Source organism: Vibrio sp. 03_296 (genome assembly GCF_002265885.1).
The window spans coordinates 25,201-42,624 of record NZ_NPKW01000138.1; the positions used below are offsets into that span (position 1 = coordinate 25,201).

Genomic DNA, 17,424 nt, shown 5'->3' on the forward strand with positions numbered 1-17,424 from the left:
GCAACGAACGTGAACTTCCGAAGAGCGATGGCAGCGAGTCGCTCTTTGTTCTCGTCTTGCTTAGTGGTGAGCGTGTTTTTTTCGACCACGTTGCCAGCGGCTTTTTCTCTTCCTCTTCCCGTTTCTCTATACATTCTGAATTTCAGGATGCTTGAATAGCAACGCGCGAATTCCATGATGCACTACCCACATCAACATCGCCGTGGCGGTGAGGGCGACAAAGATAGAACTAAAGCGATACAAAATCGAAAAGAACGCGTCTTTGCCTTCTGGGACGATAGCGGTAAGTGGCACCGCTAATGCCGACATAGCAGAAAACGCGAGTGCACTTTTGATCGGACCTTTGCTGAACCAATGACAAAACGGCCCCATCGCAATAGTTAAAGCAAGCCAAAATAGCAGGCCGTGGCCGTACCAACTTCCCAACATTAACTGCACAGCCAAGCCCGCAAGGCAGCCAAGCGCGGTACCAATGACGCGAACTTTTGCTGCCGCCATAGAGCCCGCTAACGTCATGGGTGTCAGAATGATGATGATCGACGATTGCGCTGAGAGCGAGTCATAAAGATCGGCAAACTGAAACAGCAAAAAGGCACTCATGGCGACAACCCAGCCCATCGCCACCTGACTAATGTAGTCCATATCGCTTTTGACGGGGGTGGTCATGGTGTTGTTCCTTTGAGTGGTGTTCTGTTCAGGGAACAGCCAATAGGCGAATGCGCAAATGGCAATGTTCGCGAGGGAAATGACCCACAAGTTGAGGTTAAAATCTTCGATATCGATGAAATCGTAGCTGGCAAAGTTGAGCACGATAGAGCCAACTAATAACCCCATATAGCCAAACAAGTAAGTGTTGGGGTTCATCATGGCGATGCACTTGAGTAAGAAAAACAGCCCCACTGCCACCGTCATGAGCACGGGGTGGAACTGCAAGTACTCAAGCAAAAACGTCGCCTGTAACGTTGTCCAGATGGCGGAGAATACCACGAGCAGTAGGCGAGAAAGCTGAAACTGATCTGCACGGCTCAAAATAAACAGTGGCAGCATGATGGCAAAAAAACCATAAGACCAACCAAAGAGCATGCTCAGGGCAAGGCCGCAAGCGCAGCCAAACCAAATTCGTTTTGTTTTCATGCCGTCCCCTAGTAAAGGTAGTGGAAGAAGCTCGCAAGTTGAATTTGCCCTGTGGCTAACCAGCGCCAAAGGGTATGCTCTTCTGGGTAAAGCACCACGGTAGCGCGAGAACCTACAAACAGCGCGGGTGGCATGGCGTCCTCAACGGCGAGGTTGACTCGTGTTCTCTGCGCGTCACGTACCCAGCGGTTGTTGATTTCTACGCTGGTTAATGATCCGTTAGGCTTTTGCTGCGCCGCAGCAACGCCGTAATCCCGGCTAGATATGGAGAAATCGAACACTTGGCCTGGGTAGGCATCAAAGGCAACCATAGCGCGGTAGTGTGAGTTGATATTGGCGACTGATTTTTCACGAAAATCCCCTGTCACCCAAAGTGACCCTGTCGGGACAAAAGTGAGTAATGGCATGTTACTGCTTGCCATGGTACCAATGTCTAGCTGCATGTTAGTGACGACGCCATCGCTGGGGGCGAGCACTTGAGTGTTGGCCAAATCTAACTGCGCTTTTTCAATACCATTTTGCGCCACGCGCACAGAGGTGCTCTGCCCTGGGCCATCACCAAGCTGGGTATCAATCACTTTTAGGCTCTGTTGCTCGGCTTTTAAGTTAGCGCGGGCAACCTGGTTTTGTGCAAAGGCGTTGTCGAGGCTAGATTGTGAAATCACCTGTTGTGTGGAGAGCTTTTGTAAGCGTAAGTATTCACGATGGGCGTTGTCATAGGTCGCTTGTGCACGTGCAATATTGGCCAATGCCGCCTCACGTTGTGAGTAGAGCGTGGCTTCTTGCTCAAGTGCTGATTGCAACGCGAGCTGCGCTTGCTCTAAGGCGATTTGATATTTTCGTGGATCAATCTCAAACAACACGTCTCCTTGATGAACGAGCTGATTGTTTCTCACCATTACTTGCGTCACTTTCCCCGAAACTTCTGGAGAGACTTGCACCACGTATCCTTGGACGCGTCCTTCTGTGGTCATTGGCACGCGTTGGTCAGCGACAATGATGTACAAAAATAGCACAATGAACAGGACAATCAGTGTACGCATCCACAAGCGGAATTTATGGTCAGCAGTCATGATACCTACCTAAATAAGAGTAAAGATGCAGGATTATAGAGAAGAGCGCGGTTGTGCAGTAGAATGCAAATAAAGACACTAATGCGCTAAAAATAGGACAATGAAGATAAATCTTGATGATCTTTACCTCTTTACCCAAACCGTGATTCATGGTGGCATCAGCGCTGCGGCCCATGCGCAGCAGTTGCAGCGCTCCAAAGTGAGCCGACGCCTACAAGAGTTGGAGCATGCACTTGGGTGCCAATTGTTGATTCGCACCACGCGCTCGATTGAACTGACCGAGCAGGGACAGCGTTTAATGGAGCTGGTGGGGCAGCCGATGGAGCATTTGCAACAGGGGCTGAAAGTGATGTCTGAACACAGCCAAACGCAAGGAGGCAAAGTGCGTTTGGCGATTCCTTCTGCCTTGATGACCTCGGCGGCGTTTAACGCGATCATTACGGAATTTAGCCGACGCTACCCAGCGGTGGCGTTGGAGATTGAAAACCATCAACAGAGTGTCGATTTGCGACGACAAGCGTTTGATCTTCAATTGCTGCCAGATATGGTGAAGGTGAGTGATGACAGCTATGTGCAGTTTAGTTTGCTGCCCTATCGCTCGCATCTGGTGGCCTCAAAAGCCTATCTTTCCGCCCACCCTGAGATCACTTGTATTGAGGATTTGCGTCATCATCGTCTTCTCACTAACCGCTACAGTGCTGATTTGCTCGCGCCCAATTTGCCATTAGCGCTAAAGTCAGACGACTTACATTTGTTGCGTTCAATGGCGATGGCTGGTCAAGGGGTGGCGTTTATTCCGATGGTGCATTCCAAACCCGCTTTGGAAGAGGGCAACTTGGTGGAAGTGTTGCCCCACATTACGCATCCCAAGCAGCACCTGACGTTGATTTATCCGTCTGCGCTTTATCTGCCGCAGAAGGTCAAAGTGCTGATTGAGCTGTTTCGTGAAAAATTTCAGTGAGCCGGATGGATAACCACATCACTCAAGGTGAGGGTAAAGGTGGTTAACTCGTGCTTGGACTGGGCGTAGATATCGCCGCCATGCAATTTGGCGATGGAACGAGAAATGGGCAAGCCCAAGCCAGCACCACCACTTTGTTGGTGAGTGCGCGATTTGTCGGCGCGGTAGAAACGCTCGAATAAGCGTGGGATTTGTGTGGATTCGATGGTCTCTCCATGATTGGTCACGGCAATTTGGTAGCCGATCAAATGCGGGAAAATCTCGACGGTGATATTGCTCTCTGGGTAACTGTGGCGCACCGCGTTGGAGAGCAAATTGGCGAACGCGCGCTTTAGCATGTTTCTATCGCCGACCACTTGGCCTTCACCAAAACAGGTAATGGTGAGAGACTTTTCATCCCCCGCTAGCTCGTAGTATTCCGCCAAATCCCCCAATAGCAACTTGAGGTCGATCGGCTCATTGTTTTTCATCAACAAGTTGTGCTCCGATTTGGCCAAATAGAGCATATCGGAGATGGTTTTGGTGAGACGACTGAGCTCTTCGGCGTTGGATTCCAAAATATCGCGATATTCTTGCTCGCTGCGCGGTTTGGCCAGCATCACTTGGGTTTGCGTCATCATATTGCCGATGGGAGTGCGCAGCTCGTGGGCGATGTCGGATGAAAATTCCGATAGGCGTTCAAAATCGCCCTGAAGGCGAGAAAGCATTCGGTTGAAACGCGCCACCAATGGCAATAACTCTTCCGGAAAGGGCTGCTGTGGGACGCGAACACTGAGCTCTTCAGTAGAAATGGCATCCACATAATGCTCAAGTTTGGCCAAAGGTTTGAGCCCTTTGCGCGCAATGAACCAACTGAGAAAGCCACTGACGATGCTGGCGAAAAAGGTGATCCACAGCAGCACCTTTTTGAAGTTGGACAGAAAGGTAATGTGCAGGTCGATGTTCAGCCCCAACACCGCGTACCAGTCTGGCGAGCTGCTCAGCGGGAAACGGATGGCTCGGTAGTGGTGGCCATTTTCCTGCCAATCAATGCGTTCCATGCTGGCTTTGTTGATGAATTTTGTCGGTAAAGCGAGCGATTGAGACTGGTATTCCACCTGATTGCCATTGAGCAACCAGAGTTTGGTGTCACCTCTTTCAAAGAAAGGGCCGTATTGGCTGATGAAATCGCCTCGCACTCTTAGTTCGTTAATCGTGTTGAACTTTTGCTGTAAGTTGTAGCGATCTTGCTCATAAAGATGATGTTTGACGGCCCACAAAACCGCGGCACTCAGTGACACGAGCACCAACAGAGAGGCAAAAAGTAGGAGAATGTCAGCCGAGTGGTGATCGATCTAAATCCCATAACCAAGCTCTCGCTCCTCAAGTACATAGCCCATGCCACGTTCAGTGTGAATCAATTTTGGCTCAAACGGTTTGTCGACTTTGTTGCGCAGCCGCCGCACGGCCACGTCGATGACGTTAGTGTCACTGTCGAAATTCATATCCCAAACGGAAGAGGCGATTTGGCTGCGCGACATCACTTCCCCAGTTTTGCGCATGAACAGCTCCAATAAGGCAAACTCTTTAGCAGTGAGGGCGATGGGTTCTTTGTCACGAAATACTTTGCGCCGCAGCAGATCCAAATGGAGATTGGCGATGGAAAGCTGAGTCGTGCTTTGGGTTGTGGGTTGCTGGCGTTTGAGTACGGTGCGAATGCGCGCCAACAGTTCGACAAAGGCGAAGGGTTTAACGATGTAATCGTCGGCACCGAGTTCTAAGCCTTTGACTCGATCTTCGACTTGATCGCGTGCGGTGAGCAGAATCACCGGGGTGTCTACTTGGTTACTGCGCAGAGCGCGCAACACTTGCCAACCATTGAGATTAGGAAGCATCACGTCGAGGACGATTAAATCGTAACGTGTACTGGTGGCGAGATAGAGGCCGTCCACCCCATCGTGGGAAAGATCAACGATGTAGCCCGCCTCTGAAAGTCCTTTTTTAAGATACGTCCCGGTTTTCTTTTCGTCTTCAATGATCAGAAGTTTCATAACTGCCTTAACCGAGTGGAGAATGATACCCAAAATAATGCAGAGCGAGGGGGGCGCTCTGCATTGCTGGGTTAGTCGTTTTGGTCACGTTTCAAATATTGGTAACCCACGTTGACGACACCTTGATAGCGGGTGTCGCCTTGCTCATCGATGATCACTTTGGTGCTGATTTCTGCGCCATCTTTGAGCTCAATGCTGTTGGTTTCCGTTGGGTCATAGGCTATGACATTGAATTTGGCCTTTAGTTCTTGTGGCGATGCGGCCTGCAAGTTGGCAAGCAGCACCACACCCGCGTCGTAAGCCGCTTGCTGGCTGCCATACAACTCTGTGGTTTTGCTGTAGTGCTTAGCGGTAAAGGTGTAGTTTGGCGGTGGCGTTTGCAGCGCCGCCCAACTGGTTGAGGCGAAAAATAAGCCAGCAGAAGCAAGAAGAGTGGTGGTTACTTTTTTCATTGTTGTTTCCTTAACTCTAGTTATCTAGGGGTTAAGCAAAGTGTATCGATCGGCGCTGACGAGAAGGGGTCGTTGAGATGACAAATCTGTCATGTTGTTTTGTCGCGTGGATGCAATGGCTCTCATTCGCAAGATAAGTTTGATTCTGTGCCCGATATCTCAATGAAAAAACAGTAGAAAATGGCGAACGCGATGAGCGTGGTCTACGTTGTTTGAGTGCAGTTAGGTTCATAAAAGGAATGACAATGAAACCACTCTCTTTGTATATCGCGATCGCGCTCACATCAGGGGCCGTTCTGGCCGAACCCATCCCATCCAAACCCGCGACACAAGCCACGATTGAAGCCAATCAGGCGGTGTATCAAGCGTTAAATTTTAAGGATGAAACCGATTTTAAGAATGCCCAACGAGGTTTGATTGCCAAACAAGATGTGGTCACCATCAAAAACGCCAATGGCGATGTGGTGTGGGATCTGGAAGCGTATAAGCAGTTCATCTCGCTGGAAAATAAAGCCCCAGATAGCGTGAACCCCAGTTTATGGCGTAACGCTCAGCTCAATATGATCAATGGTCTGTTTGAGGTGACTGAGGGCATTTATCAGGTGCGCGCTTACGATCTTTCCAACATCACGTTTATTAAAGGGGACAAAGGGTGGATCGTCTTCGACCCGTTGATTTCCCAAGAAACCGCCAAAGCCGCTCTGGATTTTGTTAATGCTCAGCTTGGTGAACGCCCTGTGACAGCGGTGGTTTATTCGCACAGCCACATTGACCACTTTGGTGGCGTTCGCGGCATCGTGGATGAAGAAGATGTGAAAGCGGGCAAGGTGGAGATCATTGCTTCACACGGCTTTACGGAACACGCAGTGTCAGAAAACGTGATTGCAGGCAATGCAATGGGCCGACGCGCTATCTATATGTATGGCGCTTTGCTGCCGCGTAATGAACGTGGTGGGGTGAATGGCGGTTTAGGCCAAACCACGTCAACGGGTTTACCAACCTTGATTGTGCCTACTCGCATTATTGAAAAAACCGGTGAAGAAGTGACGGTGGATGGCGTGCGCATGGTGTTCCAATACACCCCAGGCACAGAAGCGCCAACCGAGATCAACACATGGTTCCCCGATAAAAAAGCGTTGTGGATGGCGGAAAACTCCACCAACACCATGCACAACATTCTCACGTTGCGCGGAGCTCAGGTGCGTGATGCGCTGAAGTGGTCCTCTTATCTCAACGAAACCATTGAAATGTGGGGCGATGAGGTGGAAGTAAAATTCCAAAGTCACCACTGGCCGATGTGGGGCAGCAAAGAGATTGTCGCTTACTTTAAAGGCCAACGTGACATGTATAAGTACACGCACGACCAAACCGTACGCTTGATGAACCAAGGGTACATCGGCTCTGAAATCTCGGAAGTAATTCAATTCCCAGAGGAGTTGGAGAAGAACTGGAGTACACGTGGTTACTACGGCACCTTGCGCCACAACAGCCGAGCGGTCTATCAGCGCTACATGGGTTGGTATTCTGGTAATCCTTCCGATCTCAATAACTTACCGCCAACCAACGCGGCAGTGAAATACGTTGAATACATGGGCGGCGAAAGCGCAACTATCGACAAGGCGCAAGCAGATTTCGATAAAGGCAACTACCGCTGGGTGGCGGAAGTGCTCAAACATGTCGTGTTTGCCAACCCACAAAGTAAGCGCGGCAAAGCGTTGCTCGCTGATACTTATGAGCAGTTGGGGTATCAAGCGGAATCTGGCCCGTGGCGCTCGGTTTACTTGCAAGGGGCTTACGAGCTGAGAAACGGAACGCCAAAAGCGGGAGGCACCAACACGGCCTCGCCCGACATCATCAAAAACATGCCACCAGAGATGCTGTTTGATTACCTAGCGGTGCGTATTTTGCCAGAAAAAGCCGCGGGTAAAACCTTCGCCATCAACATCAACTTCACCGACTTAGACGAGCAGTACACCTTGTATGTGGAAAACTCGGTGCTCAACCACACGCGTAAGCAAGCGAAAAAAGCCGACGTAACGTTGAATTTGACCAAGGCGACTTTGGACGATGTTCAGCTTGGCAACATTACCTTGGAGAAAGCGATTGCCGATGGTGACGTGCAACTCAAAGGCAATAAGCAGGTGTTTAAAGACTTTGTTGGCATGCTGGACAAGTTTGATTTCTGGTTCAACATTGTGACGCCATAGAGAGGAAAGCCTTATGGTGCGAAGTAGGCACTTACCTCTCTTGGGTTTATTGTCCTTAATGGCAAGCCAGCCTGTGCTGGCTTGCTCTTATGATGGTCAATTTAATAACCCGTTTGCGGAGAGTTATCCCGGCGCGTTAGACATCGCGATAGCCACTCGCGAAGCGATTGATGCGCAACACATTACCAAACCGCAGAGATTGGCGGGCAGCAAAGGGTTGGCACGTGCGCAGTGGTGGTTAACCTTGCTCAACAAGCAATGGCCGGATAAGGCCGCAGCGGAAAGCTACATCTATCTGGTGGACAGCCAATTGTGGTCAAAGCGGCAAATGGATGGGCTCACCATTCATGTTCCTCCGCCTGAAAATGCTCAACAGGTGATGCTATTAAGTGAGGCGGCCCTTGGCGCGTTAATCAATAATGAACTCAGCTACGAGCAGGCCCATGAGCTGCAGATTGTGCAGACCATGACGCCGTAATGTGCAAAGTCGTTTGCACAGTAGTCCGCGCAACCACTTAGTGGCCATTTAGCGGGCATAAAGCCTAGAAGCCTATTTAGGATATGGAAGGCTTTGCAAGTAAAAACGTCAGTGTAAAGGTGAGTCCGGCACTGGCGTTTTTGTTGACCGCAATGCGCCCTTGCATATCGCGCATGTTGTTGGCGGTAATCGACAGGCCCAAGCCCAGCCCTTCGCCAATTTTTTTGCTTGTCGCAAAGGGTTCAAACATCTGGCTCAGTTGTGCCTCGCTGACGCCACAGCCGTTGTCACTCAAGGTAAGCGTAAGCTCTGTTTCTGAAGTGGTGGCTGAGATCATCAATTGAGGCTGCTCGGTGTGTTTCATTGCATCCACCGCGTTGGAGATGAGATTGCCCAGCACTTGTCGTAAACGCTGTTCTTCTCCCAACACATCGGCCAGTGGATGCGGTAAACGCACCCGCACATCAATGGGCGCGAGCTCGGCTTGGTAAATGCGCAAGGTTTCTTGTAACGCATCCGGCAGGGAGACAGGGCAAAGCTGTTCCGGCTTTTGATAGGCGAAGGATTTAAGCTGGCTGGTCATTTTTCCCATGCGATCAATGAGGCGATGGATAAGTCGATTGTTGGCTTGCAACATCGCCATTTCACCACGTTCAAGCAATATCTCGTTACTGGTGAGCAGGGTTTTTAGCCCTGTCAGCGGTTGATTGAGTTCGTGAGTAATCGCGCTCGACATCCTGCCCAGCGCTGCCAATTTGCTGCTTTCGATTAATTCTTGTTGCGCTGAACGCAGCGCCGCGGTGCGCTCTTCCACCCGTTCCGCCAGCTCGTGGTTGGCCTTTTGCAGAGCTTGTTCGGCTTTTTTGCGTTTGCTGATGTCGAGCACTGTGGCGAGGTAGTAAAGCTCGCCATGCCAGGGAAAAGCGGTGAGAGAAAACAGCAATGGAAATTGGCTGCCATCACTGCGCCTGCCCATGGTTTCTACCGCACTCACTTCCGCAAGATCGCGATGCTTGGGTAAGTTTCTCAGCAGTTGCAAGGTGGTGGAGGCGGCATTGCCGGTATCAAACAGTTGCCATGCGGGGGCGAGTTTACTCATCGAATCGGAGAGGCTGAAATAGCGTTTGGCCATCGGGTTGAGATCTTCAATATCACCATGACCATTGAGCAGCAACAGCCCCACATGAGTTTTGTTGATCATCTGACTCATCCGCTGGCGCGACTCATCCAATAAACGCTGGATGCGTTGGTTGCTGAGCGATTTTTGATGGCGCTGGTAGGCAATTACGCCCACCAACAGCAACACAAAGTTGGCCAGTAGGATCGCCCAACCTGCGCGGTTGCTCGCTTGCTGTATCGGTTGGTAATCCGTGAGGTAGGTGAGCTGCCATTTGAGATCGTCCAGCACAATGGTTTGGGCGAGAAAGCGGCGTTGCTCGAGTTGCCAGAATTGCAAACGCGTGTCATCGCGCAGTGTCGCCTCGCTTTGCTGGATCACACTTAGGCGATCATTGAGTTCATCGGCGGTGAGTGTTGGGTGGCTGGAAAGAAAATAGTGACCACGCTGGTTTTGAAACAAAATCGCATCGCTACTGAGCAGCCATTGTTCGGTGAGTAGGCGCAAATTGATTTGCACCACGGCAATGCCTGCGATGCCAAAGTCGAGGTATACCGGCGCCGCCAAATAGAAAAACGGTGACGCACCCTTGGCTTTGCTGACCAGAGCGACCCCTTCTCCTTGCGCGTGAATTTGTTCCACAATGGCATCGAGATCTTGCTCGCTCAATGCTTCGTTTTCCAAGCTGGACACCAGCACATCGCCGCTGGCAGAGAGCAGATACCAGCCTTTGGTATTGGCCGCTTTATCCAACAGAGTCAGCTCTCGTCTGAGTTCAGAATAGAGTGAGCGCTCACCATTGAGAAACCGCTCGCTGTGATTGTTGCTGGTGAGTAGATAGGGCAAGTGATAAAAACGCTGTAAGGCGCGACGCACGTCGCCGATGTAATCGAGAAAATGTTGCTGCGCGTCAACCACTGAGCGCGAGGTTTGCCACTGGCGCACCAACTCCTTCCCCATCCATTGGCTGACAAACAACCACATGACGATAGCGATGAGCACTACCACTCGTTTTTTCATCGCGTTGCCTCCTTGCTTGCTTGGCCCAAGATTGCTCTGCTTGTCGGGTTTGTTAAAGCTTTGTTGTTGAGAAGTGAGATCCAGCTCCTTTTCCGAACGGTGCTTTTTGCTAACGTAGCAGCAGGAAAATTTGACACGATGGACAAGTGGTATTTCTCGATGGATGCAGTTTCTTTCCCCCATATCGCCCTGATTGAAGACGATGAAATCGTCCGCCAAGCAACCGCCCAATGGTTGCAACTGGCTGGCTTCCACGTTGAGGCATTTAGCCATGGCCTTCCTGCCCTTACGGCGATCAAAACCGGCGATTTTGACGGCATTGTCAGTGATGTGCGTTTGCCGGATTTGGATGGTATCGCTCTGCTGGCGGAGTTGCAGCGCGAACAAGTGAGCTGTCCGATCATCTTGGTCACTGGGCATGGCGATGTCGATATGGCGGTTAAGGCGCTGCAAAATGGCGCGTACGATTTCATTGAGAAACCGTTTAATCCCGATCGCCTCGCGTCGACACTGCAGCGCGCGGTGAGTGAATATCAGCAGCAAGCAGACTATGGCAATCGCAGCCATTATCTGCAGCAGCTCAGTGGCATTGAGCAGGTCTTGATTGGTCAAAGCGCGATCATGCGCCAGTTGCGTGAGCAAGTCGCACGCGTTGCCAGCATGGACACCAATGTGATCATCTATGGCGAAACGGGAACCGGAAAGGAGTTGGTGGCGCGCAGTTTACATACTGAAAGCGCGCGACGAGCCAATCCATTTGTGGCGATCAACTGTGGCGCGATTCCGGAAAATCTCTTTGAAAGCGAGCTGTTCGGCCATGAAGTTGGGGCGTTTACGGGGGCCAGTAAGCGCCGCATTGGCAAGCTTGAGTATGCCGATAAAGGCACCTTGTTCATGGACGAAATTGAAAGCATGCCAATGGCGATGCAGGTTAAAGTGCTGCGCAGTTTGCAAGAAAACCAGGTGGAACGCTTGGGTGCCAACCGACCAGTGAATGTGGATTTACGCGTGGTGGCGGCAGCAAAAGAGAACTTGTTTAATCATCCCGCTTTTCGTCAGGATCTGTTTTATCGTCTCAATGTGGCGCAGTTGCACTTGCCGCCATTGCGTGAGCGAGAGGAAGACCCGTTGCTCTTGTTTGAGCATTTTGCCTCGCAAGCGAACCCAAACAAACGTGTACTGAGCGCAGCGGAATCACGATCGCTCTTGAGTTATGCGTGGCCGGGTAATGTGCGTGAGCTGCGCAATGTCGCGGTGCGTTTTGCGCTGGATGAGAGTTTGTCGGTGATGGAGATCCTTTCGAGCCGCGCGGCGATGGTGCAAGAGAGCTTGCCTGTTGGTGTGCCGCTGGCCATCCAACTGCACAATTTTGAGCGCAAGGTGATTCACGATGCTTTAGTGCGCCACCAAGGCAGCATTTTGGAGGTGATGAACGAGCTTGATCTTCCTCGTCGCACCCTCAATCAAAAAATGCAGAAGCTCGGTCTGAATCGAGCCGATTACACCGATAACTGATTAAACAAATCGATAAGCTGACGATCAGATGAGCAGATACAAGCAATGAGCAAGATTTTGCTTATTGCGAGCGTTAACATTTTTATAACTTTGATCACGAAGTGCGAATACAGATGCGAACGGTTTAAGCTCTTTTTAGTTTAACTGTTTGATTTTAATTTGCTTTTTTGTTTCTTTCTTTCACGCGCAATAAGCAAAATCTTGCTCATCTTCAGCAGAGTAAATCAGCCAAATATTGCTCATTTTCCTGGTTTCTTGTCACATATCTTTTATATATCAATAATTTAAAAGTTGGCATCTTGTTTGCTCTAAGGCTGTATACCCAAACAACTTGGAGTTGCAGGTAGGCGGCAAGTGAGTGAATCCCCATGAGCATAGATACGCTATGTGATTGGGGTGAACGAATGCAGCCAACACCGCTGCAGCTTCAAGTAGGAAGGGGATAGGTAACAAAACCATAACAACTACCCTACAACGGAGTGTAACCATGAAAAAGAACCTATTGATGAAATCTCTCGCTGTCGCCATGGTCTGTTTCTCGGCCAGCAATGTCGCCGCAGCAGATAACCGCAGCTATATTTTGGCCACGGCCTCGACGGGCGGGACGTATTATCCAGTAGGGGTGGCACTGGCGACGCTAAGCAAAGTGAAGCTTGAGCCTCAATATAAGTTCTCTCTCTCTGCGATCAGCTCGGCGGGATCAGGCGAAAACATCAAGCTGATGAACGACAACGAAGCGCAATTCGCCATCCTGCAAGGTCTTTATGGCGCTTGGGCTTCAACCGGTGATGGCCCATACGCGCAAAGCGGCCCGCAAACCAAACTGCGTTCGGTCTCCATGCTGTGGCAAAACGTCGAACACTTTATTGTGCGCAGTGACCTAACCAGCTCTGGTACCGTGGCGGATCTGAACAATATGAAAGATAAGAAGTTTTCTATTGGCACCAAAAATTCAGGCACGGAAAATTCAGGTCGTCAAATTATGTCGGGTTTAGGTGTCAATCCGGATGAGTTCAATCTGGCATACATGGGCTATGGCGCGAGTGCAAGTGCGATGCAAAATGGCACCATCGATGGTATGAACACCCCGGCTGGCGTGCCAGTGGGCGCGGTAACACAAGCGTTTGCTGCGTTGGGGAACGATATCCAGCTCCTCTCGTTTACCGATGAACAAATCAAACAAGCCAACGGCAAATATCAGCTCTGGACCAAATACGTCATCCCAGCCAACACTTACCCAGGTGTGGATAAGCCAGTGACGACCATCGCTCAGCCTAACTTCCTTGCTGTTCGTGATGACATTTCTGACGAAGACGTTTACCAGCTCACCAAAGCGATTTACGAAAACCTTACCTTCTTACAAGGCATCCATAAAGCAACCAAAGCGATGGCGATAGAAAAAGCGATTGCAGGTCTGCCGCTGCCGCTGCACCCAGGTGCGGCGCGTTACTACAAAGAAGTGGGCATCACCATTCCTGATGCTCTGATGAGCAAGTAAGCGACTTTGCCCACCAATGAACGTTGGTGGGCGTGAGGCTTGTTATTGTTTCTTGTTCCCTCGGAGTCTGATCATGAGTGATTCTTTACAACAACAGTTGCAGCAGTTTGAGTTACCGACACGAACGGATTTTCCGTGGGTAACCGCCGCCATCACCGGCATTGGTGTGGTGCTATCCCTGCTGCATATTTGGTTCAACACCTTATCGACCTTGCCGGAGCTGTGGATCTCTGCGACTCATTTTGCCGGCTTTGCGCTGATATGTTTGCTGTGGTACCCGGCGCACGCCTGTTTGAAGCGCAGCCGTATTGCGTTAGCCGTAGATGTGCTGATTGGCATTGCAGCACTGGCGTGTTTGATTTATATCCCCTTTGCGGAAGATGCTTTATACCAGCGTGGTGTGAAATTTGTCGCCTCGGATTGGGTGGTTTCTATTACTGCAATTTTAATCGCGATTGAGATCATTCGTCGCACCATGGGCTGGTTTATTCCTGTTTTGATCGTCATCTGTTTGAGTTACGTGGTGTGGTGGGGCAAATGGGCGGGCGGCATTTTCCATTTCCCCGGTTTGAGCATGGAAACCCTGCTCTACCGCAGTTTCTTCTCCTCTGAAGGGATGTTTGGTTCGATTTCACGCATCAGTTGGACCTTCGTATTCATGTTCATCCTCTTTGGCGCGTTTTTGGTGAAATCGGGCGTGGGGGATTACATCATCAATGTCTCGCGTGCGGCGGCGGGTAAAATCATCGGTGGCCCCGGTTTTATTGCGGTGTTGGGCTCTGGGCTGATGGGGTCGGTGTCGGGTTCTAGTGTCGCCAATACCGTTTCGACTGGCGTGATCAGTATTCCGCTGATGCAAAAAGCGGGCTTTCCATCGCGCTTTGCCGCGGGGGTAGAAGCCGCGGCGTCAACGGGGGGGCAATTGATGCCTCCGGTGATGGGCGCGGGGGCGTTCATTATGGCCTCTTACACGCAGATTCCTTATGTCGATATTGTCGCGGTGTCATTTGTCCCTGCTTTGATTTACTTTCTGTCGGTGGCGTTTTTTGTGCGCATCGAAGCCAAACGCAGCGGCGTGCAGAAAATCACCACCAGTGATGAATCATTGGGCAAGGTGCTGCTGTCTGGTTGGCACAATCTGATCCCTCTGGCGGTGCTGGTTACCTTATTGGTACAGGGCTTTACTCCGACCTACGCGGCCGGTTTGTCTATCCTTTCGGTGGTGGTGGCGTCTTGGTTCTCGAAAGACCACAAAATGGGGCCCAAAGAGATCATCGATGCACTTGCCCAAGGGGCAAAGAACATGGCGACGACTGCGGTCTTGCTGGTAGGCATTGGCTTGGTGATCAACGTGATCAGCACCACCGGGATTGGCAATACCTTCTCATTGATGATCAACGGTTGGTCGCAGGGGGACTTGCTGATCATGCTAGTGCTGATTGCATTGGCCTCACTGGTGTTGGGCATGGGCCTGCCAGTTACCGCGGCTTACATCGTGTTGGGCACGCTCTCTGCCCCTGCCTTGTATCAATTGATTGCGGAAAACCAGCTGTTGAGCCTGATGTCGGCGGGGCAATTGCCAGAACAAGCGAAAGCGATTTTTATGCTCGCAGCACCCGATAAGCTCGATTTGCTCAATGCCCCGATGGCCATCGAGACCGCGAAAGAGATGCTGGCTTTGGTGCCCGTCGACTTCAAAGAAACCTTACTTCAGCAAAGTTTGGGTATAGAAGCCGTAGGTTTGGCACTTTTAGCCGCACACTTGATTATTTTCTGGCTTTCACAAGACAGCAATGTTACCCCGCCCGTGTGCTTAACCGCGTTTGCCGCCGCCACCATCGCCAAAACACCGCCGATGCGCACCGGGCTTACCGCGTGGAAAATCGCCAAAGGGCTTTATCTCGTGCCACTGCTGATTGCCTATACCGGCTTGGTAAGTTGGGACGTGACCACAGTGCTGGTGACGGGATTCTTCGCCATTTTTGGTACCTATGCCTTGATTGGCGCACTGGAAGGCTATTTAGAAGGCCAAATCAATTGGCTGCTGCGCCTCGTGCTTGCCGCTTCTGGTGCGTTGATGGTGTGGCATGATGTGCCACTTTGGTTACGTGTGGCATCACTCATCATATTCGCCGTCATTTTCGTGTACAGTGGTCGCCAATATCAGGCGCAACAAGCGGCAGCGGTTTCTTAATTCTCCTGCGCTCATCGTTTGAGCGCAGTGCAAATGCGCATCCTGAATGAGAAGGGAGTAGTGAAGTGTACGATTTTATTGTTGTGGGTGGCGGGATTGTTGGGGTCTCAACGGCTTGGCAATTGCAGCAGCGTTATCCAGAAAAATCGGTGTTGTTGGTCGAAAAGGAATCGGGCTTTGCTCGTCATCAAACAGGGAATAACAGTGGCGTGATTCACGCCGGGGTCTACTATGCGCCGGGCAGTCTAAAAGCGGATTTCTGTAAACGTGGCGTGGAAGCCACCAAGGCATTTTGCGCCAAGCATCAGATTCCGGTTGAAAACTGTGGCAAGTTGCTGGTGGCGACGGCGGCAGCAGAAGTGGAAAGGATGAATGCGCTTTATGAGCGCTGCCATGTGAATGGCATTGAGGTCGAGCTGCTTGATGCGGCGCAATTGAAACTGGCGGAGCCCAATATCGTCGGTTTAGGGGCCATTTATGTGAAGTCCACTAGTATTGTTGATTACCGTTTGGTGACGGAAAAAATGGCGCAGGAATTGGTGGGTTTAGGAGGAGAGGTGCGCCTCAACGCTAAGGTGATCGCGCTTGAAGAGCATGCGGATGAAGTGCAAGTTACCTGTGAGTGTGCGGGGGAAACGGTGCAGCTTAACGGGCGCTTTTTGGTGTCCTGTGGTGGGCTGATGGCGGACCGATTGACCAAGATGCTGGGTATTGAGACTGACTTTCAGATCATCCCTTATCGCGGTGAATACTACCGTTTGCCGACTAAACACAACCAAGTGGTGAAACATCTGATTTACCCGATTCCTGATCCGGATTTACCGTTCTTGGGCGTGCATTTAACGCGCATGATCGACGGCTCAGTGACGGTGGGGCCGAATGCGGTGCAAGGTTGGAAACGTGAAGGCTATGGCCGACTCAACTTCAGCGTTCACGACACTTGGCAAATGTTGCGCTTTGCTGGGTTTTGGAAGGTCACCAAACAGCACTTTGCTACCGGGGTGAAAGAGTTTATTAACTCTTGGTGGAAGGCGGGGTATCTCAAACTGGTGAACAAGTATTGTCCGATGATTCAAGTTGAAGACTTGCAGCCTTATCCTGCAGGGATTCGTGCCCAAGCGGTGCTCTCGGACGGTTCATTGGTGCATGATTTTCTCTTTGCCGAAAGTCCACGTAGTTTGCATGTGTGCAATGCGCCCTCACCTGCGGCGACATCGGCGATGCCAATTGGAGAGTACATCTGCAATAAAGTTGACGCCAAGCTTTAAGACGGAAATTCAACATCAAGTTTAAAAGAAAGGGGCGCTCAAATGAGTGCCCCTTTGTTGGAAGTAGAGACTAGGGACTAGGAACCTAGGTACGAGGAATGAGTTTCGAGGTACTAGGAACTAGAAATTAGGAAGTAGATACTAGTTGCTAGAACCTAGAACCTAGAACCTAGAACCTAGAACCTAGAACCTAGAACCTAGAACCTAGAACCTAGAACCTAGAACCTAGAACCTAGAACCTAACAACAAAACACAACATCGCAATACAAAACAATCACAGGAGTATGGATATGAAGAAGTGGTTACTTGCAGCAACATTGGCCGCAACCGCAGTGTCGGGTATCGCTCAGGCGAAGGAATGGAAACGGTTCGGCTTTGGCATTGAAGGGGCGTACCCTCCATTTAGCTGGACAGAAGCCGATGGTTCACTAAAAGGCTTTGACGTCGATATGGCGAATGCCTTGTGTGAAGAGATGA

The 17,424-nt window shown here is 50.8% G+C and carries 14 protein-coding genes; 8 read left to right on the forward strand and 6 right to left on the reverse strand.

Annotated elements, in window-relative coordinates:
• Positions 1-126: 126 nt before the first annotated feature.
• Both CIK04_RS17655 and CIK04_RS17660 read right to left on the reverse strand, forming a co-directional pair.
• The gene (locus CIK04_RS17655) at positions 127-1,134 is read right to left on the reverse strand and encodes a DUF2955 domain-containing protein (RefSeq protein ID WP_097353243.1); all 1,008 of its coding nucleotides are present in this window, start codon (positions 1,132-1,134) and stop codon (positions 127-129) included.
• Positions 1,135-1,142: 8 nt separating this feature from the next.
• The gene (locus CIK04_RS17660) at positions 1,143-2,207 is read right to left on the reverse strand and encodes an HlyD family secretion protein (protein WP_097353242.1); all 1,065 of its coding nucleotides are present in this window, start codon (positions 2,205-2,207) and stop codon (positions 1,143-1,145) included.
• 100 nt (positions 2,208-2,307) lie between these two features.
• Between CIK04_RS17660 and CIK04_RS17665 the strand changes: the two genes are divergently transcribed.
• Entirely contained in the window at positions 2,308-3,168 is an 861-nt protein-coding gene (locus CIK04_RS17665; protein WP_045628393.1) for a LysR family transcriptional regulator, read from the forward strand.
• On the opposite strand, the gene CIK04_RS17670 is transcribed toward CIK04_RS17665, so the two are convergent.
• The 3 genes from CIK04_RS17670 to CIK04_RS17680 all read right to left on the reverse strand — a co-directional run bounded on the left by CIK04_RS17670 (position 3,162) and on the right by CIK04_RS17680 (position 5,650).
• Positions 3,162-4,448: a heavy metal sensor histidine kinase gene (locus CIK04_RS17670; RefSeq protein ID WP_232708684.1), complete on the reverse strand. Its 1,287-nt coding sequence runs from the start codon at positions 4,446-4,448 to the stop codon at positions 3,162-3,164. The genes CIK04_RS17665 and CIK04_RS17670 overlap by 7 nt on opposite strands.
• 54 nt (positions 4,449-4,502) lie before the next feature.
• The gene (locus CIK04_RS17675) at positions 4,503-5,198 is read right to left on the reverse strand and encodes a heavy metal response regulator transcription factor (protein WP_017421443.1); all 696 of its coding nucleotides are present in this window, start codon (positions 5,196-5,198) and stop codon (positions 4,503-4,505) included.
• Positions 5,199-5,269: 71 nt separating this feature from the next.
• Positions 5,270-5,650, reverse strand: a complete 381-nt coding sequence (locus tag CIK04_RS17680) for a DUF3316 domain-containing protein (protein ID WP_038969138.1) — start codon at positions 5,648-5,650, stop codon at positions 5,270-5,272.
• Between the two features lie 239 nt (positions 5,651-5,889).
• On the opposite strand from CIK04_RS17680, the gene CIK04_RS17685 reads away from it, so the two are divergent.
• Complete coding sequence (locus CIK04_RS17685) at positions 5,890-7,857, forward strand: alkyl/aryl-sulfatase (RefSeq protein WP_097353241.1); 1,968 nt, start codon at positions 5,890-5,892, stop codon at positions 7,855-7,857.
• Positions 7,858-7,870: 13 nt separating this feature from the next.
• Positions 7,871-8,335 carry a hypothetical protein gene (locus CIK04_RS17690; RefSeq protein WP_039536910.1) on the forward strand — a complete coding sequence of 155 codons (465 nt, stop codon included), beginning with the start codon at positions 7,871-7,873 and terminating at the stop codon, positions 8,333-8,335.
• Between the two features lie 76 nt (positions 8,336-8,411).
• On the opposite strand, the gene CIK04_RS17695 is transcribed toward CIK04_RS17690, so the two are convergent.
• Positions 8,412-10,472: a sensor histidine kinase gene (locus tag CIK04_RS17695; RefSeq protein WP_097353240.1), complete on the reverse strand. Its 2,061-nt coding sequence runs from the start codon at positions 10,470-10,472 to the stop codon at positions 8,412-8,414.
• Between the two features lie 138 nt (positions 10,473-10,610).
• Between CIK04_RS17695 and CIK04_RS17700 the strand changes: the two genes are divergently transcribed.
• The 5 genes from CIK04_RS17700 to CIK04_RS17720 all read left to right on the forward strand — a co-directional run.
• The gene (locus CIK04_RS17700) at positions 10,611-11,987 is read left to right on the forward strand and encodes a sigma-54 dependent transcriptional regulator (RefSeq protein ID WP_097353271.1); all 1,377 of its coding nucleotides are present in this window, start codon (positions 10,611-10,613) and stop codon (positions 11,985-11,987) included.
• A 487-nt stretch (positions 11,988-12,474) separates the two neighbouring features.
• Positions 12,475-13,485 (forward strand): TAXI family TRAP transporter solute-binding subunit, encoded by a 1,011-nt coding sequence (locus CIK04_RS17705; protein ID WP_011081891.1) that lies wholly within the window; start codon positions 12,475-12,477, stop codon positions 13,483-13,485.
• 73 nt (positions 13,486-13,558) lie between these two features.
• The gene (locus CIK04_RS17710; protein ID WP_097353239.1) at positions 13,559-15,679 is read left to right on the forward strand and encodes a TRAP transporter permease; all 2,121 of its coding nucleotides are present in this window, start codon (positions 13,559-13,561) and stop codon (positions 15,677-15,679) included.
• Between the two features lie 65 nt (positions 15,680-15,744).
• Positions 15,745-16,947, forward strand: a complete 1,203-nt coding sequence (lhgO, locus tag CIK04_RS17715) for an L-2-hydroxyglutarate oxidase (protein ID WP_097353238.1) — start codon at positions 15,745-15,747, stop codon at positions 16,945-16,947.
• A gap of 290 nt (positions 16,948-17,237) precedes the next feature.
• The coding region (locus tag CIK04_RS17720; RefSeq protein WP_325205726.1) for a transporter substrate-binding domain-containing protein at positions 17,238-17,424 on the forward strand (187 nt) is incomplete at its 3' end.